The following is a 26,292-nucleotide window of genomic DNA, read 5'->3' on the forward strand; positions in this document are numbered from 1 at the left end:
GGATTGCCGAGGGATGTTTGAAGTGATGATGACCGCCATGACGCCGCCTCCCGTCCGCTCCTTCGCCGAGCTCGCGCCGTTGGCGCCCGAGCTGGTCGTGGTATTCGGTGCGTTCGCGTTGCTGATGCTCGACCTGTTCCTCGACGACCGCCGCCGGGTGGTCACGCACGCGCTGGCGATCGCGACCCTGCTGGTCGCTGCGGCGATGGTCTGGTTCGACATCGGCGGGCAGGGCACCACGCTGACCGGCATGTTCGTGCGCGACGAGGGCGCCGATGTCCTCAAGCTGGTCACGCTCCTGGTCAGCGCCGGAGCGCTGGCCTACATCTGGCCCTTCCTGCGCGAGCGCGGACTGTACAAGGGCGAGGTCGCGGTGCTGGTGCTGTTCGCCGTGGTCGGCATGATGCTGCTGGTGTCGGCGGGGAACCTGACCATGGTCTACGTCGGGCTGGAACTGCTGGCGCTGTGTTCGTATGCGCTGGTCGCCACCGATCGCGACAGTCCGCTGGCGTCGGAAGCGGCGATGAAGTACTTCGTGCTCGGCTCGCTGGCCTCGGGTCTGCTGCTGTACGGCATGACCCTGGTGTACGGCGCGACCGGCACGCTCGACCTGGTCGCGATCCGCGACGCGGCCTACGGCGTTTCCGGCGAAGACCGGACCCTGCTGCTGACCGGTGCCGTGTTCGTGCTGGTCGGCATCGCCTTCAAGTTCGGCGCGGCACCGTTCCACATGTGGCTGCCCGACACCTACCACGGCGCGCCGACTCCGATCACGCTGTTCATCGGCTCGGCGCCGAAGCTCGCGGCCTTCGGCATGACCTGGCGCCTGCTCGACGGCGGGCTGGGTCCGCTCCACGAGCAGACCCAGTTGCTGCTTGCGGCACTCGCGGCGCTGTCGCTGGCCGTCGGCAACGTGTTCGCGATCGCGCAGACCAACCTCAAGCGCATGCTCGCGTACTCCACCATCTCGCACGTGGGCTTCCTGTTCCTCGGCCTCGCCGCCGGTGGCAGCGGTGGCTACGCGGCGGCGATGTTCTATGCGATCAGCTACGCGATCATGTCGGCCGCGGCGTTCGGCGCCATCGTCATGCTTTCGCGCCGCGGTTTCGAGGCCGACCGGATCGACGACTTCCGCGGGCTGGGCTCCCGCAGTCCGTGGATGGCGGGCCTGGTGCTGCTGGTGATGGCGTCGCTGGCCGGGGTGCCGCCGCTGCTGGGCTTCTGGGCCAAGCTGGCGGTGCTGCGCGCGGCGCTGGAGGGAGACCTGCTGTGGCTGGCGATCGTCGGCATCGTGTTCGCGGTGATCGGCGCGTTCTACTACCTGCGCGTGATCAAGGTGATGTACTTCGACCAGCCCGCGGGCGAACCGATCACGGTGCGCGGCGGCGCGCTGCAGGTCGTCTTCGCGGTGAACGCGCTCGGCCTGCTGGGCCTGGGGCTGTTCTGGAGCCCGATCATGGCCTGGTGCCAGCAGGCGTTCGCCTGACCGAACGGAGCGGGTGCGGGTGCGCCTCCGGGCGCGATGCTTTTCGTTCCGAATCGGGGGTCATCCAGAGAACGGTCGCGCCTGAAGGCGCTCCTACAGGGTTGGACCGGCCAACGGGTCGGAAGGGCGTCGGCCCGGCGTTCAGCGCGGGCGAGCGCCCGGGGTTGTAAAAAAATCCGCACATCCCCATAATTCCGCGTCTGCTGCGGGGTGGAGCAGTCTGGCAGCTCGTCGGGCTCATAACCCGAAGGTCGCAGGTTCAAATCCTGCCCCCGCTACCAGTTTCGCCGGGTCGTGGAAGGCGCTGAAGCCTTCCTCGGACGCCGGGAAACCGGGCTTCATCGAGGCAACTGCCGCCTCGATGCCGAAATCCGGCCACGCGGCCGGACATTCAGGACAAGGGGCCCATTGGGCCCCTTGTCGTTTTCGAAGATTGCATGACGCGGTACGGACGAGGACGTGACGGAAAAGGCGACACAGCTCTCGGCACTGCTCGCGCCCACGGTGGAATCGCTGGGCCTGCAACTGCTGGGCATCGAATACCTGCCTGCGCCGGGCGGTTCGGTGGTGCGTGTGTACCTCGACGTGCCGGAGCCGGAGTCCGAAACGCGGCACGTGACGATCGAGGACTGCGAGGCGGTGAGCCGCGAGATATCGGCGCAACTCGACGTCGAGGATCCGATCTCCGGCAACTACACGCTGGAGGTGTCCTCGCCGGGCGTCGACCGGCCGCTGTTCGCGCCGGCGCAGTTCGCGCGCTTCGTCGGCGAACGCGCGAAGGTCGGGTTGAAGCTGCCGCAGGACGGGCGCCGGCGGTTGACCGGCACGATCGTCTCGGTGGAAGGCGGGTCGATCGCGTTCGATGTCGATGGCCAGCTGCTGACGGTGGCCTTCGACAACATCGACAAGGCGCGTCTGGTACCGGACTGGGCCGCGCTCGGGCTCGCGCCCGCCCGCGACGGCGCTGGTGGCGACGCGCGACCGGGCAAGCCGGGTCGCAAGTCGGCGGCGGGAAAACGGCCGCCGAAAGCGGGGTGAGTTTCAGGTGCCACGTTCGCCGGTCGCGTGCGGACGGGGCGTAGTGGAGCCGGGCGGTTGGCCTGGCGTGGATGACGAATCGAGCCGGTTTTCCTGAGGTCTGACAGAGATGAGCAAAGAGTTGTTGCTGGTGGTGGACGCGGTCGCCAACGAGAAGGGCGTGCCGGAGTCTGTGATCCTCGAAGCGATCGAGGCCGCGCTGGCCACGGCGGCGAAGAAGCGCTACGCCGAAGAGGACGTGCTGACACGGGTCGCGATCGACGCGAAGGACGGCAGCTACGAGACCTTCCGCCGCTGGGAAGTGGTCGCCGACGACGTGGTCATGGAATCGCCCGACCGCCAGATCCGGCTGATGGACGCGGTCGACGAGGTCGAGGGCGTGGAGGTCGGCGACTACATCGAGGAGCAGATCGAGAACGTCGACTTCGGCCGCATCGCCGCGCAGGCCGCCAAGCAGGTGATCGTGCAGCGCGTGCGCGAGGCCGAGCGCCAGCAGGTGGTCGACGCCTGGAAGGACCGCATCGGTGAACTGGTGACGGGCGTGGTCAAGCGCGTGGAGCGCGGCAACGTCTACGTCGACCTCGGCGGCAACGCCGAGGCCTTCATTCCCAAGGACAAGGCGATCCCGCGCGACATCGTGCGCGCCGGCGACCGCATCCGCGGTTACCTGTACGACGTGCGCAGCGAGCCGCGCGGCCCGCAGCTGTTCATCAGCCGCGCCGCGCCCGAATTCATGATGGAACTGTTCAAGCTCGAGGTGCCGGAAGTCGGCCAGGGCCTGGTCGAGATCAAGGCCTGCGCGCGCGATCCGGGCGATCGGGCCAAGATCGCCGTCATCGCCTACGACACCCGCACCGATCCGATCGGCGCCTGCATCGGCATGCGCGGTTCGCGCGTTCAGGCGGTATCGAACGAGCTCAACGGCGAACGCGTCGACATCGTGCTGTGGTCGGACAACCCGGCGCAGTTCGTGATCAACGCGATGGCGCCGGCCGAGGTGCAGTCGATCGTGGTCGACGAGGACAAGCACTCGATGGACCTGGCCGTGGCCGAGGACAAGCTGGCCCAGGCGATCGGCAAGGGCGGGCAGAACGTGCGCCTGGCCAGCCGCCTGTCGGGCTGGCAGCTGAACGTGATGACCCAGGACCAGGTGGCTGCGAAGTCGGAGGCCGAACAGGCCGCCGCGCGTGCGCTGTTCCAGGAGAAGCTGGAAGTCGACGAGGAAATCGCCGGCATCCTGGTCGCGGAAGGTTTCAACACGGTCGAGGAAATCGCCTACGTGCCGGTCGGCGAACTGTTGGCGGTCGAGGGCTTCGACGAGGACATCGTCGAGGAACTGCGCGCCCGCGCCCGCGACGCGCTGCTCAACGACGCGCTCGCGGTCGAGGAGGAACTCGACGAGAACGCCCCGAGCGAGGATCTGCTGGCGCTCGAGGGCATGGACGACGAGACCGCCTACGCGCTGGCCTCGCACGGGGTGCGCACCAGCGAGGACCTGTCCGACCTGGGCGCGGACGAAGTGGTCGAGTTCGGCATCGACGGGCTCGACGAAGCGCGCGCCGCCGCGCTGATCCTCGCCGCCCGCGCCGAAGAGATCGCACGCCTGGAGCGCGGCGAATGACCAGGCGATGAACGCCGCCCTGCACCGCCCAGGGCGTAGAATCCGCGTTTCCCTTGCTTCTGGCGGGGGGGCGCCAAACAGAGCATAGGATCCGAATGTCGCAACAAACCACCATCCGCAAGCTTGCCGCCCTGGTCAACACCCCGGTGGAGAAGCTGCTCGAGCAGTTGTCCGAAGCGGGCATGGCGTTCAGCGACCCCGACCAGGTCGTCACCAGCACCGAGAAGGTCAAGCTGCTGGGCTTCCTGCGCCGCACCCACGGCAAGGCCGACAAGCCGGCCGAGGATGCGGTCGCGCCGAAGAAGATCACGCTCAACCGCACGCGCAAGCAGGAGATCACCGTCGGTGGCGGCAAGAACCGCGCCACGGTCGACGTGGTGGTGCGCAAGAAGGTCACGCTGGTCAAGCCGAGCGAGGCTACGGAGAGCGCCGGATCGGCCGCTGCGCCGGTGGACGACGAGCAGGCCGAGATCCTGCGCAAGCTCGAGGAATCGCGCCAGCGCAACCTCTCCGAGCAGCAGCGCCTGGCCGAGGAAGACAAGCGTCGCGCCGACGAGGCCGCCGAGCGCAAACGCCAGGCGGACGCCGAGGCCGAGCGCCTGCGTCAGGAAGCCGAGCTCGCGGCCGTGGTGCCGCCGCCGGGCGAAGACGCCGCGGCCCGCAAGCCGGTCGGCCACGGGCATGGGCATCCCAAGCCCGCGCCGCCGCGCAGCGAGGAGCGCGGCACCGGCCCCAAGCACAAGGGCAACCGCGGCTCGCACGTGATGGTCGCCGGCGTCGAGGACGACGAGAGCACCGCGCGCTTCGCCGGCCAGCTGCACCTGAGCGCCTCCGAGCGCGCGCGTCGCAGCAGCACGCGCGGCAAGCCCAAGTCGCGTCGCCATGTCGAGCAGTCGCGCAGCGGCGCCGGTCCGCACGGCTTCGAGCGCCCGACCGCGCCGGTGGTGCGCGAAGTCGCGATCGGCGAGGCGATCACCGTCGCCGACCTGGCGCAGAAGCTCGCGCTCAAGGGCGGCGACGTGGTCAAGGCGCTGTTCAAGATGGGCGTCATGGCGACGATCACCCAGAGCATCGACCACGACACTGCGGTGCTGGTGGTCGAGGAGCTCGGCCACAAGGCCGTCGCCGCCGAGAGCGACGATGCCGAGTCGGAACTGCTGGCGCATGCCGAACAGGTGCAGGGCGACCGGGTCGCGCGTCCGCCGGTGGTCACGATCATGGGCCATGTCGACCACGGCAAGACCTCGCTGCTGGACTACATCCGCCGCACCAAGGTGGCCTCGGGCGAGGCGGGTGGCATCACCCAGCACATCGGCGCCTACCACGTCGAGACCGACAAGGGCGTCATCAGCTTCCTCGACACTCCGGGCCACGCCGCGTTCACCTCGATGCGCGCGCGCGGGGCGAAGCTGACCGACATCGTGATCCTGGTGGTGGCGGCCGACGACGGCGTGATGCCGCAGACGATCGAGGCGATCCAGCACGCGAAGGCGGCCAAGGTGCCGCTGATCGTGGCGATCAACAAGGTCGACAAGTCCGGAGCCGATCCGGAGCGGATCAAGAACGAGCTGCTCGCGCACGACATCGTCGCCGAGTCGTTCGGCGGCGACACCCAGATGGTAGAACTGTCGGCCAAGACCGGGCAGGGCGTGGACGAACTGCTCGACGCGATCTCGCTGCAGGCCGAGGTGCTGGAACTCAGGGCGGTGGCCACGGGTCGCGCCACGGGTACGGTGATCGAGTCCTCGCTCGACAAGGGCCGCGGTCCGGTCGCGACCGTGCTGGTGCAGCAGGGCCTGCTGGAGAAGGGCGATTACCTGGTCTGCGGCGTGCAGTACGGCCGCGTGCGCGCGCTGTTCGACGAAACCGGCTCGCAGGTCCCCGCGGCCGGCCCCTCGATTCCGGTGCAGGTACTGGGCCTGTCTGGGGTGCCCGACGCCGGCGACGATTTCGTCGTGGTCGAGGACGAGCGCCTGGCCAAGGAAGTCGCGCAACAGCGCGAGGCCAAGCGTCGCGAGATGCGGCTGGTGCAGGCGGCCGGCAACCGCATGGAGGACATCATGGCCCAGATGGGCCAGGGCGAGGCGCAGCAGCAGCTCAACCTGGTCATCAAGGCCGATGTGCAGGGTTCGGTCGAGGCGTTGCGCCAGGCGCTCACCGCGCTGTCGAACGAGCAGATCCGCATCAACGTCATCGTCTCGGGCGTGGGCGGCATCACCGAGTCCGACGCCAATGCCGCGGCCACCGCCAAGGCCACGATCATCGGCTTCAACGTCCGCGCCGACGCTTCGGCGCGCAGGGTGATCGAGAACAGCGGCCTGGACCTGCGCTACTTCTCGATCATCTACGACGTGATCGACCAGGTGAAGCAGGTGGCGTCCGGCCTGCTGGGCGTGGAGATCCGCGAGGAGATCATCGGCATCGCCGAGGTCCGCGACGTGTTCCGCAGCTCGAAGTTCGGCGCGGTGGCCGGCAGCATGGTGATCGAGGGCGTGGTCAAGCGCTCCAAGCCGATCCGTGTGCTGCGCGACAACACGGTGGTGTTCGAGGGCGAGCTGGAGTCGTTGCGCCGCTTCAAGGAGAACGTCGACGAGGTGCGCAACGGCACCGAATGCGGCATCGCCGTGAAGGCCTACAACGACGTGCAGCCGGGCGACCAGATCGAATGCTTCGAGCGCATCGAGGTGCAGCGGACGCTGTAGCGCGCGCTGGCGCGCGTGATTCGTGGATTCGTGATTCGTGATTCGTAAAGGCGGGTCACGATCACGATCCGGCGGCTGCCGCTTCTTCGAATCACCAATCACTAATCACTAATTCACGAGTTCACGTGCCCACGAAATCCTTCCATCGCACCGACCGTGTCGCCGCACAGCTCCGCCGTGAGCTGGGCACGCTGGTGCGCGCCGCGGTCGCCGAGCACGGGCTGCCGTCGGTGAGCGTGTCGGATGTCGAGGTGACTCGCGACATGGCGCACGCCAAGGTGTTCGTGACTGCGTTGCAGGCCGAGCGAGCGGACGAGGCCATGAAGGGCCTGCGCGCGGCGGCGCCCGAAATCCGCTACCGGCTCGCGCGCGCGGTCAAGCTCCGGCACGTGCCGGAGCTGCATTTCCACTACGACGATTCGGTCGATCGGGGCGAGCGCATCGACAACCTGCTCCGCGACCTGCCCGATGTGGGCGAGGGCGAACCTTCGCCGTAGGGCGCTGTCCATGGCACGCCGCCTCCAGTGGCGTGGCCGCACCGTCCGCGATTCGTCCCCACCGCCTGCTGTTCCGTGCGGCCGCTGGGGCCGACGGACGGCCGGCCCGAGCCGGCCCTATACAATCGACCGATGACGGCCCGCCCACGCACGAAGTTCAGGAAGCTCGACGGCATCCTGCTGCTCGACAAGCCGCGCGGGCTCAGCTCGAACCAGGCGCTGCAGCGCGTGCGCCACCTGTTCCGCGCGGAGAAGGCGGGCCACACCGGCAGCCTCGATCCCCTTGCCACCGGCCTGCTGCCGGTCTGCTTCGGCGAGGCGACGAAAATCGCGGGCGGGCTGCTCGGCGCGCGCAAGGCCTACGACACCGTCGCGCGGCTCGGCATCGTGATGGATACCGACGACGCCGAGGGTCAGCCGATCCGCGAGCGACCGGTGCCACCCCTGCGCATCCCGCAGATCGACCAGGCGCTCGCCGCGCTGACCGGCCGCATCCGCCAGCGCCCCCCGATCTATTCGGCGCTCAAGCGCGGCGGCGAACCGCTGTACGCGAAGGCGCGCCGCGGCGAGGTGGTGGAGGTGGAAGAACGCGATGCCGACGTGCACGAGTTCAGCCTGCAATCGGCCGGCGACCTGCTCGACGACCTGCACGGCGTGTCACCGCAACTCCGGCTCCACGTAGAGTGCGGTTCGGGCACCTACGTGCGCAGCCTGGTGCGCGACCTGGGCGAGGCATTGGGCTGTGGCGCCCATGTCGCCGAGTTGCGACGACTGTGGGTCGACCCGTTCAGGGATCCCAGGATGTGGACGCTGGATGAGCTCCAGGTCCTCGCGACGCGCGGCGATCGCAGCCTGCTCGCCTGCCTGCTGCCGCTGGAGCGGGGGATGGCGTCGTGGCCACCGGTCGACCTGGACGAAGCCCAGGCCCGGCGCCTGGGGCGGGGCCAGCCGGTCGAGGGCGAATTCCATCCGTGCGGAGCCGTGGCCGTGTACGGGCCGGGGGGGCGTGCACTGGGGCTGGGCGAGGTGGCCGAGGGCCGCCTGCGGGCCCGCCGCCTGTTCAGTTGGGCCAGCGCCCAGGCCGCGGCGGGCGCCGGTGGCTGAACTTGTCCGGTCCGCCGCGGACAGCTATAATTTCGCGGCTTTTTTCAAGCACTTCCGTTCGTTCCAGGGAACCCCGTCCGGGGCCTCCCGATCACCCTTGACGAACCTGGCGGTACGCCGCACGCGTCGACGACGCTGCGCCGGGATCTGCAGGTTTCGCGACTACGAGGCAATCATGTCCATCGACAACAGCAAGATCATCGAAGAACACGCGCGCGCCGCCAACGATACCGGTTCCCCGGAAGTCCAGGTCGCCCTGCTCACCGCCCGCATCGTGCATCTCACCGAGCACTTCAAGACCCACAAGAAGGATCACCACAGCCGGCGCGGCCTGCTGCAGATGGTCAACCGTCGGCGCAGCCTGCTCGACTACCTGCACCGGAAGGATGCGAACCGCTACAAGGCGCTGATCGAGAAACTCGGTCTGCGGCGCTAGAACCGACCCCCGCCGCGGCGCAGCGATGCGCCGCGGCGTTGTTTTTTGGGTGCGCCGATTTGCGGCGGTCGCGCCCGGGCAGGACGCCCGTCCGCAAGCAAGCGGCCACGCAAACGTGGCCACCCGTCCGGGGCATGGGCTCCGTCCGGTTTCATCGATCAAGACTCAAGGACATCCAACGTGGCGAAAGTGACCAAGACCTTCCAGTACGGCAACCAGACCGTGACCCTCGAGACCGGCGAGATCGCGCGCCAGGCAGGCGGCGCGGTGATGGTGTCGTGCGAAGGCACCGTGCTGCTGGTGAGCGCGGTGGCCAACCGGACCGCGCGCGAAGGGCAGGACTTCTTCCCGTTGACCGTGGACTACCAGGAGAAGTTCTATGCCGGTGGACGCATTCCCGGCGGCTTCTTCAAGCGCGAGGGTCGCCAGACCGAGAAGGAAACTCTGATCTCGCGCCTGATCGACCGCCCGATCCGTCCGCTGTTCCCGGAAGGGTTCCGCAACGAAGTGCAGATCATCGCCACCGTGATGTCGATGAACCCCGAGGTCGACGGCGACATCCTCGCCCTGATCGGCGCTTCGGCCGCGCTGTCCCTTTCGGGCGCGCCTTTCGACGGCCCGATCGGCGCCGCCAAGGTCGGCTACAAGGGCGGCCAGTACCTGCTCAACCCGACCGTCAGCGAGCTGAAGGACTCGGAGCTGGAGCTGGTGGTCGCCGGTACCGCCGCCGCGGTGCTGATGGTCGAATCCGAGGCCCGTGAACTGTCCGAGGACGTGATGCTGGGTGCGGTGATGTTCGGCCACCAGCAGATGCAGGTCGCGATCGACGTGATCAACGAACTGGTCGCCGAAGCCGGCAAGCCGAAGTGGGACTGGCAGCCGCCGGCCGCCAACGAAGGCCTCGTCTCGGCGATCCGCCACGCGGTCGGCGAGCAGCTCGCCAGCGCCTTCCAGGTGCGCGACAAGCTCGAGCGCCGCGACGCGATCTCCAAGGTGAAGAAGGCGATCATCGAGACACTGAGCCCGCAGGCCGAAGCCAACGCCTGGTCGACCGGCGAGCTGTCGAAGGAGTTCGGGGAGCAGGAATACCAGACCATGCGCGACTCGGTCCTCAAGACCAAGGTCCGCATCGACGGCCGCGCGCTGGACACGGTGCGCCCGATCAGCGCCAAGGTCGGCATCCTGCCGCGCGTGCACGGCTCGTCGCTGTTCACCCGTGGCGAGACCCAGGCGATCGTCGCGGTCACCCTGGGCACCGCGCGCGACGGCCAGATCATCGACGCCGTCGCCGGCGAGTACAAGGAACACTTCCTGTTCCACTACAACTTCCCCCCGTACTCGGTGGGCGAAGCCGGCCGCATGATGGGCCCGAAGCGCCGCGAGATCGGCCACGGCCGCCTGGCCAAGCGCGGCGTGCTCGCGGTGATGCCGACGATGGAGGAGTTCCCCTACACGATCCGCGTGGTCTCCGAGATCACCGAGTCGAACGGTTCCTCGTCCATGGCCTCGGTCTGCGGCTCGTCGCTGGCGCTGATGGACGCGGGCGTGCCGATCAAGGCGCCGGTCGCGGGCATCGCGATGGGCCTGGTGAAGGAGGGCGACGACTTTGTCGTGCTGTCCGACATCCTCGGCGATGAGGACCACCTCGGCGACATGGACTTCAAGGTCGCGGGCACCACCAGGGGCATCTCCGCGCTGCAGATGGACATCAAGATCCAGGGCATCACCGAGGAGATCATGAAGGTCGCCCTGGCCCAGGCGAAGCAGGGCCGGCTGCACATCCTCAAGGAGATGGAGGCCGCCCTCAGCGCGCCGCGTGCCGAGCTCAGCGAGTTCGCGCCGCGCCTGATCACGATCAAGATCCATCCCGACAAGATCCGCGAAGTGATCGGCAAGGGCGGTTCGGTGATCCAGGCGATCACCAAGGAAACCGGCACCCAGATCGACATCCAGGACGACGGCACCATCACCATCGCCTCGGTCGACGCCGCTGCCGGGCGCGCCGCCAAGGAACGCATCGAGCAGATCACCTCGGACGTCGAGCCGGGCCGGATCTACGAAGGCAAGGTCGCCAAGATCATGGACTTCGGCGCGTTCGTCACGATCTCGCCCGGGAAGGACGGCCTGGTGCACGTCTCGCAGATCTCGAGCGAGCGCGTGGAGAAGGTCTCCGACAAGCTCAAGGAAGGCGACCTGGTCAAGGTCAAGGTGCTGGAAGTCGACAAGCAGGGCCGCATCCGCCTGTCGATCAAGGCCGTGGAAGAAGGCGAGGGCGTGTCCGGCGAGTGATGGTCGCCGCTGAATCGAGCTGGAGAAAAGCGGGCTTCGGCCCGTTTTTCTTTTTTCCAGCGGAAGAAAGAACTGTTGCGAAAAGCCGCCGCGCCCGCAGCCAGGACTCGCTGCGGGCGCGGCGGGTGCCGAGTCGGCAGTACGCCGCGGCCTTCGTTGGCGGCATCGCCGAACATCCCGTGCCCCGCAACGGCGCACGGAACGTGGATCGCTACAGCCGGTGCTGCTGCATCAGCCGGTAGAGCTTCAGGCGCAGGCGCAGCAGCGGCTGGGAGAGGCGCTCGGGCATGCGCACCGTGCCGCGGCTGTGGCGGATCGGTACTCCGGATGACGACGTCACCGCGTCGACCGTCGTCGTCGGCTGCGGCTGGCTGCTGATATTGATCAGCGGTGCCTGCGCCGCAGGCTGGGCAGAGGCGGACGCGCCGCTGGCGCTTGCGAACAGGCCCAGCGCGCTGTAACCGGCGTAACCTGGGAACACCTCCGCGGTCCGGGTGTGGCCCATGCGCGCCCGCAGCAGTTCGGTGAACACCCGTCGGAAATCCGTGGTTACCGGGACGTCGCCGAAGTAGGGCGACAGAATCTCCGGGTGCAGGCCGGGCCAGTTGCCGTAGAAGCGCCGCCCGTTCACCGGTCCGCCCAGGACCAGCAGCGGATTGCCGTAGCCGTGGTCGGTGCCGCCGCTGCCGTTCTCGCGGACGCGACGGCCGAACTCCGACTGCACCACCACCGTCACCCTCGCACCCTCGCCACCGCTGTTCATTTCGGCATAGAAGGCGGCGAGTGCCTGCGACAGCTCGCCCACCCGGCCGTGGTAGTAGCCGCCACCGCCATTGCCCTGACCCTCGTGCGTGTCCCAGCCGCCGAGATCGACGGCCGCATAACGCAGGCCGAGGTTGAAGCGGATGGACTGCGCCACGCTCCACAGCTGCCGGGCGAAGTTCGAGGTCGGCCAGCCGGCGGGCAGGGTCGAGGTGAAGGGCTGCTGCGCCACCGTACGCAGCGCGCCATCCGCGGCACGGCCGCTGTGTTCGAGGCCGACGTTGCCCTGCCACATGCTGGCGAGGGTCTCGTTGACGCCGCGGTAGCCGGCAGGCGAGTTGTCGCGCGCCCGCTGCCAGGCATAGGACCCGGAATTGAGCTGGAAGTCGGTCGGGCTGCCCATCGTCAGCGCCTGGGTGGCGCCGAGGAGGTTGGCCGGCATGCGGCTGTTGACCGCCAGTGCCGGCATGACCACCGACGAAGAGTTCCCGGGTTGCGTGCTCCAGGCACGCGCGATCCAACCGGTGCCGTTGCCCTTGCTGCCGGGCGTGCCGAAATCCAGGTATTGCTGGGCGTCGAAATGGCTGCGAGTGACCGTGGTCTGCATGCCGCAGCAATGCACGATCGCGAGCTTGCCGTCGACCCAGATGTCGCGCAGCCCGCTCGCGGCTGCGTGCAGACCGAATCCGGTCGCGCTGCCATTGGCCAGCGTGAGCGGCAGCGCGGCGTTGTCGCCGCTGAGCGGAACCCGGAGGTCGGGTCGCGCCTGCTCGTAGAAATCGCGGTCGTTGCCGGAGACCGGCACGACGAGGTTGAGCCCGTCGATGCCGCCGCGCAGGAACACGTGGACGATGGTGTCGTAGCTGTTGACTGCGGCTTCGGCGGGGCTGGCGAAGAACAGTGCCGGCCCCGCGGCGCCGACCGCGGCGGTGGCGCAGCAGCCTTTCAGGAATTCACGGCGATCGAGTTCGATCCTGGTCATGGTCTCGTCCTCAGCGGCTCAGGAATTCGGGGGACATCAGGATCAGCGACACCATGCTGCGGATGCGTTCGTGGTTGTAATGCCGTTTGAGGTCGTTCTGGGCCCAACTGTTGGTGTCCTCGATCACGTAGCTGGCCCGGTCGCCGTTCTGGGCGAGGAAAGCACGCAACGCCGAGACCCGCTGGGACTTGGGCATGTAGCCCAGGATGCGCCCGCACCAGAACTCGACCAGCCGGTTCGTGGTCCACTGGCCGACCGGCACGCCGGCGCGGGTCGTCTCGATGATCGGCAGGAGCTTGCCGTTACCGGCGACGTTGTCGGTTTCGGTGAGCCAGTTGAGGAGTTTCCAGGTCATGCCGAAGGTGCTGGCGCCGGACCAGGCGGTGGCGACGTCGGGATAGCCATTCGGCGCCGGCCAGTCGTAGGGCTGGTGGCCGGTGAAGCCCATGCGCCAGTTCAGGTCGTTGCTGCGGTTCTCGTCGAAGGTGTAGGTCCATTCGCAGCCGAGCACGCGCAAGGAAGCCGCGACCGCCTCGAACGGACGTCGCACCTTGCGTCCCCAGGCATGCTGCGCCTCGTCCGACAGCAGAATGTGCCGGAGCGTTTTCCTGATCTGGTCCGGCGCCTGCCAATTAGCGCGGAACACCGCTGCGGCACTGTCCACCAGCGCCTGTGGCGGGTCGTCGCCGAGGAAGCGGCGGACCAGCTTCCTGCAGACGAACCGGGCGACGCGCGGGTGGCTGGCGATGCGGTCGAGGATGTCGCGCCCGTCCTGCAGCGCTGGCCGCTCCGGGTAGATGAAGGTGCCGAGTACGAACTTCGGCCCGGAGTCGTGCCAGTCGGCGTGGTAGTAGAAGGTACCGTCGTCCTTGTTGGCGTGCTGGAACTCCCAGTGGTTGTTGTTGATCGACCAGCCGGTGAACGCCGCGGCGGTCTCGTAGACGTCGATGTCGGTGTAGCCGATCGGATAGTTGCGGTCTTCGGGACAGGGCGGTACTTCGAACGGGTCCATGAAGCCCAGGTAGTTTTCCGCGCCGAAGGTGTGCAGCTCCAGCAGTTCCCGCGCGAAGTTCTCGTTCGGTCCCGAGCGGCGGTTCGATTTGTTGTCGAGGTAGATCATCATCGCCGTGCTCCTGGCCACCGCCTCGAGCATGGTGCGGAAATTGCCGAGCGCGTTGGCGCGGATCACGTCGCGGTCGTAGTGGCCGTAGACCGGGCAGCAGTCGTAGTCGCTGACCATCACGTTGAAATGGTCGTGCCAGAATCCGGTCACGACCTCGAACAGCTGCCGCTTCGAGTAGACCGCGCGCACCAGGGCCTCGCGCTGCACTTCCCAGCCCGGGCGCATGCGCACGGACCAGTCGACGTCGGCACGCACGTGCTGCGACCACTGCTGGGCCAGGGTCTTGGAGAGGGTGTTGTAGCCGGCGGCGGCGAGCCGGGTGGCGACGGCGCCGTCGTCGATGGCGGCCGGGTTGAGCTGGCGATCGACCCAGGCCGTGAGCCGCGCCAGGTCGCTGCTGCCCAGCGCGTTGAACTCGGCGATCGACGCTGCGGTCGCGCCGTAGCTCATGTTGTTGAGCACCCGCACGGCGAACGGCGGCTTGGCCAGCGTCAGCAGGCGGCGACGCGAGGACTTCTCCATTGCGGGCACAGCGGGGGCGTGCGCCGCGTGGTCCTCGGGAAGGGGCTGGAAACGGGGTGCGCGGGCAAGCTTGTAGCGCTGGCGGTGCGCGCGCTCGAGCATGGCGCGCTCCGCCTGTGAAAGGCCTGGAGTCATGGCGGCGTCCTGGAAGTCCCCTGTCGGACAGAGTATCGGTCGGAAGGCGGCGCCAGCTGTGATCCTGCCCACAATCCGGGTGTCGCGTCCGGCACGGTGGTACGTACTGGGGACCGCCGGCCCGCTCAGGCGCCGACGGAGTACCTGCGCCAGTCGGCGATGGAGGTGTCGAAGTACTGGCGGAACCAGGTTTCGGTCGACAGCCACGTCCACAGGCCGGGCAGGGCGGCCCGGCCATCGCGCCAACGCTCGAACGCGGCGCCCGCGGCTGCGGCGTCGAAGACCCCGCGTTCGCGGAACGAGCGCGAGCCGATGGTGTCGCCGGCGTATTCGACGCCGAAACGACGCAGCCAGTCGTTGGCCGGCGTCGGGTAGCCCTGCTTGTCCCGGCGGTCGAGGATGTCGTCGGGCACGATGCCGCGCATCGATTCGCGCAGCACGACCTTGGTGACGCCGCCATCGATCTTCTGTTCCGGTGGCAGCGCGACGCCGAATTCGACGAATGCCCGGTCCAGGAACGGCACCCGGCTCTCGATCGAGAAGGCCATGCTGAAGCGGTCCTCGGCCTGCAGCAGTTCCGGCAGCCGGGTCGTGGTCAGGTCGCTGAGGAGGTGGGCGTCCAGGTCCGAGAAGGCGCGCCTGGCCAGCGCCTCCGCGGCCGGCGAGACCGCCGCCCGCAACTGCGGGTCCAGGAAGCCGTCGTCGAATGCGGCGGCGCGACCGGCCAGCCGCGCCGCCCGGCGCATCCAGTCGGGCCAGAACGGTGTCGCCAGCTCGCGCCACAGGCCCGACCGGGACAGGTCGCCCTGCTGCGCCCGGAAGGCCGCGAAATTGCGACGGAAGGTGGGCCAACGGCCCGCCAGCAGCTGGCGCAGGTAGGTCGGGTAGTAGCGCGGATAGCCGGCGAGCAGCTCGTCGGCGCCCTGGCCGTTGAGCACCACCTTGATGCCGCCGGCGCGGACCGACTTCATCACCTGCCACCACGAATACACGCTGCCGCCCCACACAGGTTCCTCGTAGTGCCAGGTGGAGCGCTCCAGGACATCGACCAGATCGCTGCCGTCGGGCGAGGTCTCGCTGCCGTCGAGGTTGTCGACGCGCTCGTGCAGGGCCCGGATGTAGCGCGACTCGTCGTAGGCGGTCCCGGGATAGGTGACCGAGAAGGTGCGCAGCGGCGCGGCGTTCTCCCGCGCGGCCAGGGCGACCAGGGTGCCCGAGTCGAGCCCGCCGCTGAGGCAGGCGCCGACCGGGACGTCGCTGCGCAGGTGCGAGCGTACGGCCTGGCCGATCAGCTCTCGGAAGCGCGCGGCAGGGTCGCCGCGGCCGCGCTCGCGGGTGGCGAGCGCGTCCTCGGCGTTCCAGTAGCGGCTGTGCACCAGGCGTCCGCCCGCGAACACGGCGTTGTGCGCCGGCGGAAGCTGCAGCACGCCGTCGAAGCAGGTCGTCTCGCTGCTGGCCCGGGCGCGGTAGACCAGTTGCAGGCGCAGCGCCTCCGGGTTGTGCCTGACCGGCACCAGTCCGCTGGCGAGCACCGCCTTGATCTCCGAGGCGAAGGCGAGGCCGGTCGATGTCAGCGCATAGTAGAACGGCTTGATCCCGAGCCGGTCGCGCGAGCAGAACAGCCGTTGCCGCGTGCGATCCCAGATCGCGAACGCCCACATCCCCTCGAACCGCTGCACGCAGGCCTCGCCCCACTGGCGGTAGGCGGCGAGGATCACCTCGGTATCGGTGGTGGAACGGAACCCGTGGCCGAGCGCGACCAGCTCCGCGCGCAGCGACGCGTGGTTGTAGATCTCGCCGTTGAACACGATCCACAGCGAGCCATCGGCGCAGGACATGGGCTGGTGGCCGGCCGGGCTCAGGTCGACGATGCTCAGCCGGCGGTGGCCGAGGCCCACGGGACCATCGACGTGCACCCCCGCGTCGTCAGGGCCCCGGTGTGCGATCAGGTCGGTGAGCTGTCCGATCTGGTCCGCGCTGACGTGGACGCCGTCCAGACGCACGATTCCGGCGATTCCACACACAGGCGGTCCTTTGAACGGGGAAGCCGGCGTGTCGCGACGCATCGCGACGCCGTTCAGGGGCATCCGCGGCGGCCGCAGCGCGAGGTCGGCGGGCGATTCAGGAAAAACGAACGGCAACCGGGCTGCGATCCGGTCACGAGCCGGCTTCGGGGCATCCACCGCGCCTGTTGTCCGACGCCGCGGGTGCCCGGCGGCGGCCTTCAGACCAGCCCGGTCGCGTAGAACACACCGACGATCACGAACACCGCGGCGGTCTTGATCAGGGTGATCGCGAAGATGTCCTTGTAGGACTGGCGATGGCTCAGCCCGGTGACCGCGAGCAGGGTGATCACCGCGCCATTGTGGGGCAGGGTGTCCATGCCGCCCGAGGCCATCGAGGCCACCCGGTGCAGCACCTCCATCGGGATGCCCGCCGCCTCGGCGTTGGCGATGAAGGTCTCGGCCATCGCCGCCAGCGCGATGCTCATGCCGCCCGAGGCCGAGCCGGTGATGCCGGCCAGCGCGGTCACGGTCACGGCCTGGTTGACCAGCGGGTCCGGGATCGCGCCGAGCGCATTGGCCACCACCAGGAAACCCGGCAGCGCCGCGATCACCGCGCCGAAGCCGTACTCCGAGGCGGTGTTCATCGACGCCAGCAGGGCGCCACCGATCGCGCTCCGGGTGCCCTCGGCGAAGCTGGCGAACACCGGCCTCCAGGCGAACACCAGGATCGTGGCGATGCCGACCAGCAGCGCGCCCTGGACCGCCCAGATGGCCGCGATCTTCGGCACTTCCTGCACCACCGGGGCGGCATTGCCAACCACAGACGGTACGAACTCGTGGGTCGCGCCATAGGCCTTCGGGATCCAGCGCGTGAACAGCAGGTTGCTCAGGCCCACCAGCAGTAACGGCAGCAGCGACACCAGCGGGTTGGCGAGGCGGTCGCCGGCGAACGGCGCCGGCTCGTTGAGCAGGGTGGCCGGATCGCCGTAGCCCTCGCCCGCGTGCTGCGCGGCACGCCGGCGCCACTCGAGGTAGCTCATGCCCACGAGCAGGATGAACACGCCACCCACCGTGCCGAGCACCGGCGCGGCCCAGGCGGTGGTGCCGAAGAACGCGGTCGGGATGATGTTCTGGATCTGCGGCGTGCCCGGCAGGGCATCCATCGTGAAGGTGAACGCCCCCAGTGCGATCGTGCCGGGAATGAGGCGTTTGGGGATGTCGCCCTGGCGGAACAGTTCGGCCGCGAACGGGTAGACCGCGAACACCACCACGAACAGCGACACGCCGCCGTAGGTCAGCAGGGCGCAGACCAGCACGATCGCGAGCATCGCCCGCTGCGCGCCGACCACCCGGATGGTCGCGGCGACGATCGATTTGGAGAACCCCGAGATCTCGATCAGCTTGCCGAACACCGCGCCCAGCAGGAACACCGGGAAGTACAGCTTCAGGAAACCGACCATCTTGTCCATGAACAGGCCGGTGAACATCGGCGCCACCAGCGACGGGTCGGTCAACAGCACCGCGCCCAGCGCCGCGATCGGCGCGAACAGGATCACGCTGTAGCCGCGGTAGGCCACCAGCATCAGGAAGCACAGCGCCGCCAGGACGATCAGGAAATCCATTCGCTATGCCTCGGGCGTGGTGCCGACGGAACCGGCCGCCAGTGTCCGGACCCCCGCCGGCCCGTCCCATTGTCCGAAGGTACGATGCCGCCGCATCGGAGCGGTCCTTAACCTCTGCGCCATGTGGCCGTCCGGCCGCACGCCATGCATCCCGTGGGAGGGGTCGACCGTGAAGCGCAGCAATCCGAAGTACAGCACCCTGAGCCTGGCCATCGCGCTGGGCATGGCCGCGCCCGCCGCGTTCGCGCAGGATCCCGGTCCGGATCCCGTGGTCCCGCGCACCTCCGCCACCACCCTGGACGCGGTGACGGTGACCGCGCGCAAGCGCGAGGAAACGCTGCAGGACGTGCCGGTCGCGGTCACCGCGTTCACCGCGGAGACCATCGACAAGCTCAACATCAAGGACATCGGCGATCTCGACGCCCAGGTCCCGAACCTGACGATCTACGCCGCCCGCGGCTCGACCAGCACGGTGACCGCCTACATCCGCGGTGTCGGCCAGGCCGACCCGCTGTGGGGCGTGGACCCGGGCGTGGGCATCTACCTGGACGACGTCTACATCGCCCGCCCGCAGGGCGCACTGCTGGACGTGTTCGACGTCGAGCGGATCGAGGTGCTGCGCGGCCCGCAGGGCACGCTGTACGGCAAGAACACCATCGGCGGCGCGATCAAGTACATCTCCCGCGGGTTGCCGACGCAAACCACGGGCTTCGGCTCGATCACCGTCGGCAACTACAACCAGCTCGACGCCAAGGCCGCGATCGGCGGCGCGATCGGCGGCGAGGACAGCGGCCTGCGCGGCCGGGTGGCGGTGGCCAGCATGAACCGCGACGGCTTCGGCACCAACCTGCGCAACGGCCAGGAGGTCAGCGACAAGGAGATCAACGCCCTGCGCATGCAACTGGGCGCGTACTCGCACGAGGACTTCGACGTGCAGTTCGCCTTCGACTGGATCGACGACCAGTCCGGCGTGCGCGGCGCGAAGATGCTGGCGCCCAACACCAACCCGCTGGTGCCGGTGACCGGGGGCGCGCCGATGGACAGCCGCTACGACATCCGCAGCGGCATGCCCAACGTCAACGACACCGAGATGAAGGGGATTTCGGCCACGGTCAACTGGCGTCCGAACGACGACTGGGCGCTCAAGTACGTGGTCGCCAAGCGCGAATCCGACACCGAGACCAACATCGACTTCGACACGCTGCCCGAGCGGATCGCCGACGTGAAGGCGTTCTACAGCGATCAGCAGCTCAGCCACGAACTGCAGGCCAACTACGACGCCGGCGGTCGCGGTCGCGGCGTGGTCGGCCTGTACGCGTTCAACGGCGATGCCGGCGGCCAGGTGCTCAACAACTTCTTCGACCTGTCCTTCGGCGACACCCAGGGCTACGTCAACACCAAGAGCGTCGCGCTCTACGGCGACTGGACCTTCGACCTGACCGACCGGCTGAAGCTGGACGTCGGCGCGCGCTACACCGACGAGGACAAGCACGCGGTCGCCTACAACATCGGCTACACCGACGACAGCTTCAGCGTGCCCAACGGCGTGGTCGCCGCGAACTTCGACAAGACCGTCAACTTCAAGAACGTCTCGCCCAAGGTTTCGCTCGACTTCCAGCTCACCCCCGACATCATGGTCTACGGCCTGGCCTCGCGCGGCTTCAAGTCCGGCGGCTACAACATCCGTGCCAATACCACCGCGGTGCCGCGCTCGGGCGAGCCGTTCGACGACGAGAGCGTGGACAGCTTCGAGATCGGCACCAAGATGGGCCTGCTCGACCAGCGCCTGTTCCTCAACCTGGCCGCGTTCCACAACGTCTACGAGGACATCCAGCTGTCGGTGTTCACGGCGCTACCGGGCGGCGGCTTCTTCGGCGACTTCACCAACGCCGGCAAGGGCACGGTGACCGGCGTCGAGGCCGAGTACCAGTTCATGCCGACCCCCAACTGGCTGCTCAGCGGCAACCTGGCGTGGCTGGACGCGAAGTACGACGAGTTCATCAGCGGCGGCGTCAACATCGCCGACAGCCAGTACTTCACCAACGCCCCCGAGTTTTCCGGCGCGATCAACCTCGAGTACCGCACCGACCTGGCCAACGGCGGTAACCTTTCGGCGCGCGTGGGCTATTCCTACCAGTCGGAAGTGTGGCCGACCACCGACCTGAGCCCGGTGATCCGCCAGGACGGTTACGGCCTGATCAACGCCGGCGTGATCTGGCGCGCCAACGACGCCTGGTCGTTCTCGCTCCAGGGCACGAACCTGGCCGACGAGGAGTACCGCACCACCGGCTACAACCTGGTCAGTGCGGGACTGGGCGTGCTCACCGGTTTCTACGGGCCGCCGCGCCAGTACAGCCTGACCGCCCGCTACGATTTCTGAGAGGGGAACCCGTGAGGTCGCGGGCCGCGGCTGGTCCGCGGCCCGTCGCGCTATCCTCGTCGCCCGGTAGAGGCAGGGCGATGGCGGCATCCATGACGAACCCGCAGGCGCAGGCGCGATGCTGAGCATCGGCGCGGTCGTGGTCGCTGCCACGCTGTGGCTTGCGGTGCTGTTCGCGACCGCGGTCTACGCCGAGCGCCACTCCGGGGTGCTGGCGCGGTACTGGCGGCACGTCTACGCGCTCTCGCTGGCGGTGCACTGCACCTCGTGGACCTTCTACGGCACCGTGACCCAGGCCGCGCGCTACGGCTGGCCGTTGCCGCCGACCTTCGTCGGGGCGATCCTGTTCTACGCCTTCGCCGTGTTCTTCCTGATCCGCCTGGTGCGGCTGGCACGCGAGACCAACGCCACCTCGCTGGCCGACCTGATCGCCACGCGGCTGGGGAAAGATCCGTGGCTGGCCGCCACCGTGACCCTGGTCGCCGCACTCGGCCTGATCCCGTACATCGCGCTGCAACTGCAGGCGATCACCCAGAGCTTCGCCACGCTGACCGCGGGTGCGGTGGATGGCGGCGACGTAGCACCGCCGCCGTGGCGCGACGGCGCGCTGTACGTGGCGCTGGCGATGGCGCTGTTCGCGATGCTGTTCGGCACGCGCCGTGCCAGCGCCACCGAGCACAACCCGGGGCTGGTGCTGGCGATCGCGTTCGAGTCGCTGTTCAAGCTGGTGGCGATGCTGGCGCTGGGCGCCTTCGTATGGTTCGGGCTGCAGGGCGCGATGACATCGGCGTCGCCACCACCACCGGCGCCTGCGTCGGCGTCGGCGGGCGGCTTCATGCCGCTGGTGCTGCTCGGCGCGCTCGCCATGTTCATCATGCCGCACCAGTTCCACGTCGGGGTCGTGGAATGCCGCGACGATCGCGACATCCGCACCGCGCGCTGGCTGTTCCCGATGTACCTGCTGCTGATCGCGATCCCGGCACTGCCGCTGGCGCGCGCGGGCGAAGCGTTGCTGGGCGACCGAGTGCCTTCGGACATGTACGCGCTGGCGTTGCCGCTGGCCGCTGGCAGCGACGGCATCGCGCTGCTGGTATTCCTGGGCGGGCTGAGCGCGGCGACCGGCATGGTGATCGTCAGCACGCTCACCCTGAGCCTGATGATCGGCAACCACTGGTTCGCGCCGGGCCTGTTGCGCGGCGCCTGGTCGCGCGGACGCGGGGACGATCACCGCGGCGCGTTGCTGGCGCTGCGCCGGGGCGGGATCGTCGCGATCATGCTGCTGGGCTGGGTCTACAGCCGGCGGGTGGGAAGCAACGAGGCGCTGGCGGACGTCGGTGCGGTGTCGTTCTCGGCACTGGCCACGCTGGCGCCGGCGCTGGGCTTCGCGGTCTGGCGACCACAGACGCCGGCACGCGCGGCGGTGGCGGGGGTGCTCGCTGGATTCGCCGCATGGGCCTGGGTGATGTTGCCGCCGATGCTGGCGCCGGGACAGGCGTGGCTTCAGGCCGGGCCGTGGGGGCTGTCGTGGCTGGCGCCCGAATCCCTGTTCGGCCTGACCGGCTGGAGCCGGCTCGGCCGCGCGGTCGGGGTGAGCCTGTTCGCCGGCACTGCGCTCACCCTGCTGGTGGCCGGCTTGCGCAGCACGCCGCATCGCAGCGAGGCGCGCGGCTCCGACCGGCAGACGCTGCGCAACGCCGGTCGCCGCTTCCTGCCGGCGCCGCGCGTCGACCAACTGCTGCGCGAAGCGCCCGCGGACGGGCCGGTGCCGGCCCCGATCGAGCTCGGGCTGGAACGCGAACTCGCGGCGGTGCTGGGCAGCGCATCCGCGCGCCTGCTGCTCGATGCCGCGCGGCGCGACGCCGGTCCCGACCTCGATACGGTGGCCGCGATCGTCGGCGAGGCCTCGCAGGACCTGCGCTTCAACCAGCGCGTGCTCGAGGCCGCGCTGGAGAACATGAGCCAGGGCATCAGCGTGGTCGACAGCGACCTGCGGCTGGTGGCCTGGAACCGGCGCTACCTCGAGCTGTTCCACTATCCGGAAGAACTGATGCATGTCGGCGTGCCGGTGGAGCGCCTGGTGCGGCACAACCTGCGGGGCGGGCTGATCGGCGCGGTGGACGTCGACCGTGAGGTCGAGCGGCGCGCGCGGCACATGCGTGCCGGTACGCCCTACATCGCCGAGCGCCGTTTCCCGGATGGCACGATGGTCGAGATCCGCGGCAACCCGATGCCGAACGGCGGTTTCGTCGCGACCTTCACCGACGTGACCGCGTTCCGCGACGCCGAGGCCGAGCTCAAGCGCAGCAACGAGACGCTGGAACTGCGCGTGGCGGAGCGTACCGAAAGCCTCGACCAGGCGCGGCGCGAAGCCGAGCGCGCGAACGACGCCAAGACCCGGTTCCTCGCCGCGGTCGGCCACGACCTGTTGCAGCCGCTGCATGCCGCGCAGCTGTTCACCGATTCGCTGGCCCGGCAACTCGCGCCGCCGCAGCGTGCTGCGCTGTCGCAGGTACGCGGCGCGCTCGATTCCACCACCGACCTGCTGACCGGGCTGTTCGACATGTCGCGGCTGGAGGCGGGCGGGCTGGTGCCGCAGCCGCGGGATTTCCCGCTGGCGGAGGTGCTGGAACCGCTCGCCTCCGAGTTCCGCGCACTGGCGGCGGAGCGGGGGCTGGTGTTGCGCGATGTCGCCACGGCCGCATGGGCGCACGGCGATCCGCAACTGCTGCGGCGCGTGCTGCAGAACTTCCTCGCCAACGCCGTTCGTTACACGATCGCGGGCGGTGTCCTGATCGGCGTGCGTCGCGAAGGCAGCGGGCTGCGCGTGGAGGTACACGACACCGGTCCCGGCATCGAGGCCGCCCAGCAAGGGCCGATCTTCGAGGAATTCCGGCGCGGCGACGGCGCCCCCGGACAGGGGCTGGGGCTCGGGCTGGCGATCGCCGACCGCATCGCGCGCCTGATGCGGGCAAGCATCGGGCTACGCAGCGAGGTAGGGCGCGGCACCGTGTTCTCGCTGCACCTGCAGCGGGTCGCCGCCGCGCCGCGCAGCGAGGCAGGCGCCGCGCGGACCGGATTGTCGGGATGCAGGGTGCTGGTGGTCGACAACGATCCAGCCGCGGTGGCGGCGTTGCGCGCGCTGCTCGAAGGCTGGGGCTGCCTGGTCGACGCCGCCGTCGACGGCGCCAGTGCGCAGGCGTTGTTGCAGCGGCATCCAGCCGCATTGTGGCTGTTCGACTATCACCTGGACGATGGCGACACCGGAATCGCCCTGCACGCCCGCCTGGCCGCGCGCTTCGGCCCGTGCCCGACACTGATCCTCAGCGCCGACGACAGCGGCGACGTGCGCCGCGCCGCACTCGAGCACGATCTGGCGCTGCTGCGCAAACCGGTACGGCCGCTGGCGCTCAAGTCCACCCTCGACCGGCTGCGCGCGATGCGCATGGGCTGAGACTGGCTGCGCGAGGCCCAAGGGCGCACGACCGCCCACGTCGAGGTCACAGCAACGGGCTGCGCCGGTTCGCGAAGCGGTGGCCGTCGTCCATCTCGTCGTTGACCGCGCGCACCGCCAGCGAGGCCTCGCTGGCCAGCAGCAGGCTCGAGCCGAACATGGCCAGCACGCCCAACACCGCCATGATCGTCGGCCAGGGACCGAAGACGTGGTCGAAGAACGAGTCGCCGGCGACCAGCAGGCTGGTGGCGACGAAGCAGCTGATCGCCACGTACAGCAACTGGCTGGCGCGCAGGATGGTCAGGCTGCGGCGGCGCTGCACGGCGATCCGTCGTTCCAGCAGCGCGCGTTCCTCGACGTCCTCGCTGTCGGCCAGGTCCTTGAGCAGGGTCCGCGCGCGGTCGATGATGCGGGCCAGGCGCGCATTGGCCGATGCCAGCAGCGCCGCAGTCGCGGTCAGGAAGAACGCCGGCGCGAGCATGGCGGTCAGGATCGCGTAGTGGGCCAGGGAGGCGTTCGGGGGCATGGGGGTCGGGGCGGATGGGCGCCGGGGTATGATGCCGCGTCCCGGCAACGACTGCGAGCGCATGGCACTGCACGACACCGCACAGGGCGAGGGTCGCCTGGTCTGGATCGACCTGGAGATGACGGGTCTCGACACCGACCGCGACTCGATCCTCGAACTCGCCACCGTGGTCACCGATTCGGCGCTCAACGTGCTGGCGGAAGGTCCGGTGTTCGCGATCGCGCATCCGATGTCCGCGCTCGAGGCGATGGACGACTGGAACCGCACCCAGCACGGTCGGTCGGGTCTGTGGCGGCGGGTGCTGGAGGAGGGCGTGTCGGCGGCGGACGCCGAGGCCGGCACGCTCGAGTTCCTGGCGCGCTGGATCGGACCGGGCCAGTCGCCGATGTGCGGCAATTCGATCTGCCAGGACCGGCGCTTCCTGCATCGCGAGATGCCGGCGCTGGAGCGGTACTTCCACTACCGCAACCTCGATGTCAGCACGCTCAAGGAGCTGGCGCGGCGCTGGGCACCGCAGGTGCTGGCGGGGGTGAAGAAGAGTGCCGCGCACACCGCGCTCAGCGACGTGCGCGATTCGATCGAGGAACTGCGCCACTACCGTCGTTTCATGGGCGAACTGGCGGGGTCCGCGGCCGTCTCGTGAACCGGGCTGCGTCCACGTTCCGGTGTGCACCGGCGGTGTCGTGAGACGGCGGGCGCTGGCATGACGCGCACGATCGCACACGCGAGCGGCATCGAGGCGGACAGCCTCGACCATGCGAACCTGCGGCGCGCCGTCGAACTGCTCGAGGCGCCGACGATCACCGCGCGCATGGCCAACCTGGTCGGCGCACCGCTCGAGTTCGCGGTGCGGGCACTGCCGGAGAGGGTGTCCGCGCGGATCCACGGCGCGGTCGAGGCGGCCCTGTACAAGTCGGCGCAGGCCGCGTTGTGGAGCATGGCCAACGTTCCCGGCCGCGCCGCCTCGACGCGCTGGCACAAGCTGGCCGCGGCCGGCACCGGTGCGGTGGGCGGTGCGTTCGGCTTCGCCGCGCTGTTCCTGGAGCTTCCGGTGTCGACCACGATCATGATGCGCGCGGTGGCCGACGTGGCGCGCAGCGAAGGCTTCGACCTCGCCGACCCGTCCACCCGGCACTCGTGCCTGGAAGTGTTCGCCCTCGGCGGCCCCTCCGGCCAGGACGACGCCAGCGAAACCGGCTACTACCTCGCGCGCGGCTTCACCGCCGACGTCATGCGCCACCTGTCGGCGGAACTGGCCGGGCGCACTGTGGCGGGGCGGGGAATGACCACCGGACTGGGATCCAAGGAGGCCGGCAAATGGCTGGCCAAGCTGGTCGAGCGCGTGGCCACCCGCTTCGGCGTGGTGGTGACGGAGAAGTTCGCGGCACAGGCGGTGCCGATCGTGGGCGCCGCCACCGGCGCGGCGCTGAACACGATGTTCACCGACTACTACCAGGACGTGGCGCGCGGCCACTTCATCGTCCGCCGGCTCGAGCAGCGCTACGGCGAGGCGGTGGTGCAGGAGGCCTACGCCGAGATGGCGCTGCACCGGCACGGTTGATTGCGGCGGGTGCGACACCTTCCCCGGAGGTTGGGGAAGGCGCCTGCAG

17 protein-coding genes and 1 tRNA gene are annotated in these 26,292 nt (G+C 69.1%); 13 read left to right on the forward strand and 5 right to left on the reverse strand.

Annotation, left to right across the window (positions count from 1 at the left end; genetic code table 11):
• Positions 1–28: 28 nt before the first annotated feature.
• The 9 genes from nuoN to pnp all read left to right on the forward strand — a co-directional run bounded on the left by nuoN (position 29) and on the right by pnp (position 11,173).
• Positions 29–1,486 (forward strand): NADH-quinone oxidoreductase subunit NuoN, encoded by a 1,458-nt coding sequence (nuoN, locus tag JMO03_RS00360; RefSeq protein WP_202839177.1) that lies wholly within the window; start codon positions 29–31, stop codon positions 1,484–1,486.
• A gap of 204 nt (positions 1,487–1,690) precedes the next feature.
• Positions 1,691–1,767 (forward strand) — tRNA-Met (locus JMO03_RS00365).
• A 178-nt stretch (positions 1,768–1,945) separates the two neighbouring features.
• Positions 1,946–2,524 (forward strand): ribosome maturation factor RimP, encoded by a 579-nt coding sequence (gene rimP / locus JMO03_RS00370; protein WP_202839089.1) that lies wholly within the window; start codon positions 1,946–1,948, stop codon positions 2,522–2,524.
• 109 nt (positions 2,525–2,633) lie between these two features.
• The gene (gene nusA, locus JMO03_RS00375; protein WP_202839091.1) at positions 2,634–4,145 is read left to right on the forward strand and encodes a transcription termination factor NusA; all 1,512 of its coding nucleotides are present in this window, start codon (positions 2,634–2,636) and stop codon (positions 4,143–4,145) included.
• Positions 4,146–4,240: 95 nt separating this feature from the next.
• Positions 4,241–6,847 (forward strand): translation initiation factor IF-2, encoded by a 2,607-nt coding sequence (infB, locus tag JMO03_RS00380; RefSeq protein WP_202839092.1) that lies wholly within the window; start codon positions 4,241–4,243, stop codon positions 6,845–6,847.
• A gap of 125 nt (positions 6,848–6,972) precedes the next feature.
• Entirely contained in the window at positions 6,973–7,344 is a 372-nt protein-coding gene (rbfA, locus tag JMO03_RS00385; protein WP_202839093.1) for a 30S ribosome-binding factor RbfA, read from the forward strand.
• Between the two features lie 132 nt (positions 7,345–7,476).
• Positions 7,477–8,448 carry a tRNA pseudouridine(55) synthase TruB gene (truB, locus tag JMO03_RS00390; protein ID WP_202839094.1) on the forward strand — a complete coding sequence of 324 codons (972 nt, stop codon included), beginning with the start codon at positions 7,477–7,479 and terminating at the stop codon, positions 8,446–8,448.
• A gap of 175 nt (positions 8,449–8,623) precedes the next feature.
• Positions 8,624–8,884, forward strand: a complete 261-nt coding sequence (gene rpsO / locus JMO03_RS00395) for a 30S ribosomal protein S15 (protein ID WP_149101653.1) — start codon at positions 8,624–8,626, stop codon at positions 8,882–8,884.
• Positions 8,885–9,064: 180 nt separating this feature from the next.
• Positions 9,065–11,173, forward strand: coding sequence for a polyribonucleotide nucleotidyltransferase (pnp, locus tag JMO03_RS00400; RefSeq protein ID WP_202839095.1), 2,109 nt, complete (start codon positions 9,065–9,067; stop codon positions 11,171–11,173).
• Between the two features lie 211 nt (positions 11,174–11,384).
• On the opposite strand, the gene JMO03_RS00405 is transcribed toward pnp, so the two are convergent.
• From JMO03_RS00405 to JMO03_RS00420, 4 genes are all read right to left on the reverse strand, one after another.
• Positions 11,385–12,917 (reverse strand): DUF1501 domain-containing protein, encoded by a 1,533-nt coding sequence (locus JMO03_RS00405; protein WP_202839180.1) that lies wholly within the window; start codon positions 12,915–12,917, stop codon positions 11,385–11,387.
• Between the two features lie 10 nt (positions 12,918–12,927).
• Positions 12,928–14,697 carry a DUF1800 domain-containing protein gene (locus JMO03_RS00410; RefSeq protein ID WP_202839096.1) on the reverse strand — a complete coding sequence of 590 codons (1,770 nt, stop codon included), beginning with the start codon at positions 14,695–14,697 and terminating at the stop codon, positions 12,928–12,930.
• Between the two features lie 125 nt (positions 14,698–14,822).
• Positions 14,823–16,784, reverse strand: a complete 1,962-nt coding sequence (gene asnB, locus JMO03_RS00415) for an asparagine synthase (glutamine-hydrolyzing) (RefSeq protein ID WP_337926327.1) — start codon at positions 16,782–16,784, stop codon at positions 14,823–14,825.
• 137 nt (positions 16,785–16,921) lie between these two features.
• On the reverse strand, positions 16,922–18,325 hold the full coding sequence (locus tag JMO03_RS00420; protein WP_202839100.1) for a GntP family permease: 1,404 nt from the start codon (positions 18,323–18,325) through the stop codon (positions 16,922–16,924).
• 223 nt (positions 18,326–18,548) lie between these two features.
• Here JMO03_RS00420 and JMO03_RS00425 point away from each other — a divergent pair, with 223 nt between their 5' ends.
• A complete protein-coding gene (locus JMO03_RS00425; protein WP_202839183.1) occupies positions 18,549–20,705 on the forward strand; it encodes a TonB-dependent receptor in 2,157 nt (718 codons plus the stop codon).
• Positions 20,706–20,823: 118 nt separating this feature from the next.
• Positions 20,824–24,156, forward strand: a complete 3,333-nt coding sequence (locus JMO03_RS00430; RefSeq protein ID WP_202839101.1) for a PAS domain-containing hybrid sensor histidine kinase/response regulator — start codon at positions 20,824–20,826, stop codon at positions 24,154–24,156.
• A 46-nt stretch (positions 24,157–24,202) separates the two neighbouring features.
• Here JMO03_RS00430 and JMO03_RS00435 read toward each other — a convergent pair whose 3' ends face one another.
• The gene (locus JMO03_RS00435) at positions 24,203–24,682 is read right to left on the reverse strand and encodes a DUF2721 domain-containing protein (RefSeq protein ID WP_202839102.1); all 480 of its coding nucleotides are present in this window, start codon (positions 24,680–24,682) and stop codon (positions 24,203–24,205) included.
• Positions 24,683–24,743: 61 nt separating this feature from the next.
• Between JMO03_RS00435 and orn the strand changes: the two genes are divergently transcribed.
• The gene (gene orn / locus JMO03_RS00440; RefSeq protein ID WP_202839103.1) at positions 24,744–25,325 is read left to right on the forward strand and encodes an oligoribonuclease; all 582 of its coding nucleotides are present in this window, start codon (positions 24,744–24,746) and stop codon (positions 25,323–25,325) included.
• 60 nt (positions 25,326–25,385) lie between these two features.
• Positions 25,386–26,243, forward strand: a complete 858-nt coding sequence (locus tag JMO03_RS00445) for an EcsC family protein (RefSeq protein ID WP_202839104.1) — start codon at positions 25,386–25,388, stop codon at positions 26,241–26,243.
• Positions 26,244–26,292: the final 49 nt, after the last annotated feature.

It is taken from the genome of Luteimonas saliphila (assembly GCF_016774335.1).
GTDB classification, from domain to species: domain Bacteria; phylum Pseudomonadota; class Gammaproteobacteria; order Xanthomonadales; family Xanthomonadaceae; genus Luteimonas; species Luteimonas saliphila.

Excerpts from the sequence above, each read along its gene's own strand:
- nuoN (WP_202839177.1), top strand. The coding sequence starts at position 29 with ATGACCGCCATGACGCCGCCTCCCGTCCGCTCCTTCGCCGAGCTCGCG.
- nusA (WP_202839091.1), top strand. The coding sequence starts at position 2,634 with ATGAGCAAAGAGTTGTTGCTGGTGGTGGACGCGGTCGCCAACGAGAAG.
- infB (WP_202839092.1), top strand. The coding sequence starts at position 4,241 with ATGTCGCAACAAACCACCATCCGCAAGCTTGCCGCCCTGGTCAACACC.
- truB (WP_202839094.1), top strand. The coding sequence starts at position 7,477 with ATGACGGCCCGCCCACGCACGAAGTTCAGGAAGCTCGACGGCATCCTG.
- rpsO (WP_149101653.1), top strand. The coding sequence starts at position 8,624 with ATGTCCATCGACAACAGCAAGATCATCGAAGAACACGCGCGCGCCGCC.
- JMO03_RS00405 (WP_202839180.1), bottom strand. The coding sequence starts at position 12,917 with ATGACCAGGATCGAACTCGATCGCCGTGAATTCCTGAAAGGCTGCTGC.
- JMO03_RS00410 (WP_202839096.1), bottom strand. The coding sequence starts at position 14,697 with ATGACTCCAGGCCTTTCACAGGCGGAGCGCGCCATGCTCGAGCGCGCG.
- asnB (WP_337926327.1), bottom strand. The coding sequence starts at position 16,784 with ATGCCCCTGAACGGCGTCGCGATGCGTCGCGACACGCCGGCTTCCCCG.
- JMO03_RS00420 (WP_202839100.1), bottom strand. The coding sequence starts at position 18,325 with ATGGATTTCCTGATCGTCCTGGCGGCGCTGTGCTTCCTGATGCTGGTG.
- JMO03_RS00425 (WP_202839183.1), top strand. The coding sequence starts at position 18,549 with ATGGCCGCGCCCGCCGCGTTCGCGCAGGATCCCGGTCCGGATCCCGTG.
- JMO03_RS00430 (WP_202839101.1), top strand. The coding sequence starts at position 20,824 with ATGCTGAGCATCGGCGCGGTCGTGGTCGCTGCCACGCTGTGGCTTGCG.
- JMO03_RS00435 (WP_202839102.1), bottom strand. The coding sequence starts at position 24,682 with ATGCCCCCGAACGCCTCCCTGGCCCACTACGCGATCCTGACCGCCATG.
- orn (WP_202839103.1), top strand. The coding sequence starts at position 24,744 with ATGGCACTGCACGACACCGCACAGGGCGAGGGTCGCCTGGTCTGGATC.
- JMO03_RS00445 (WP_202839104.1), top strand. The coding sequence starts at position 25,386 with ATGACGCGCACGATCGCACACGCGAGCGGCATCGAGGCGGACAGCCTC.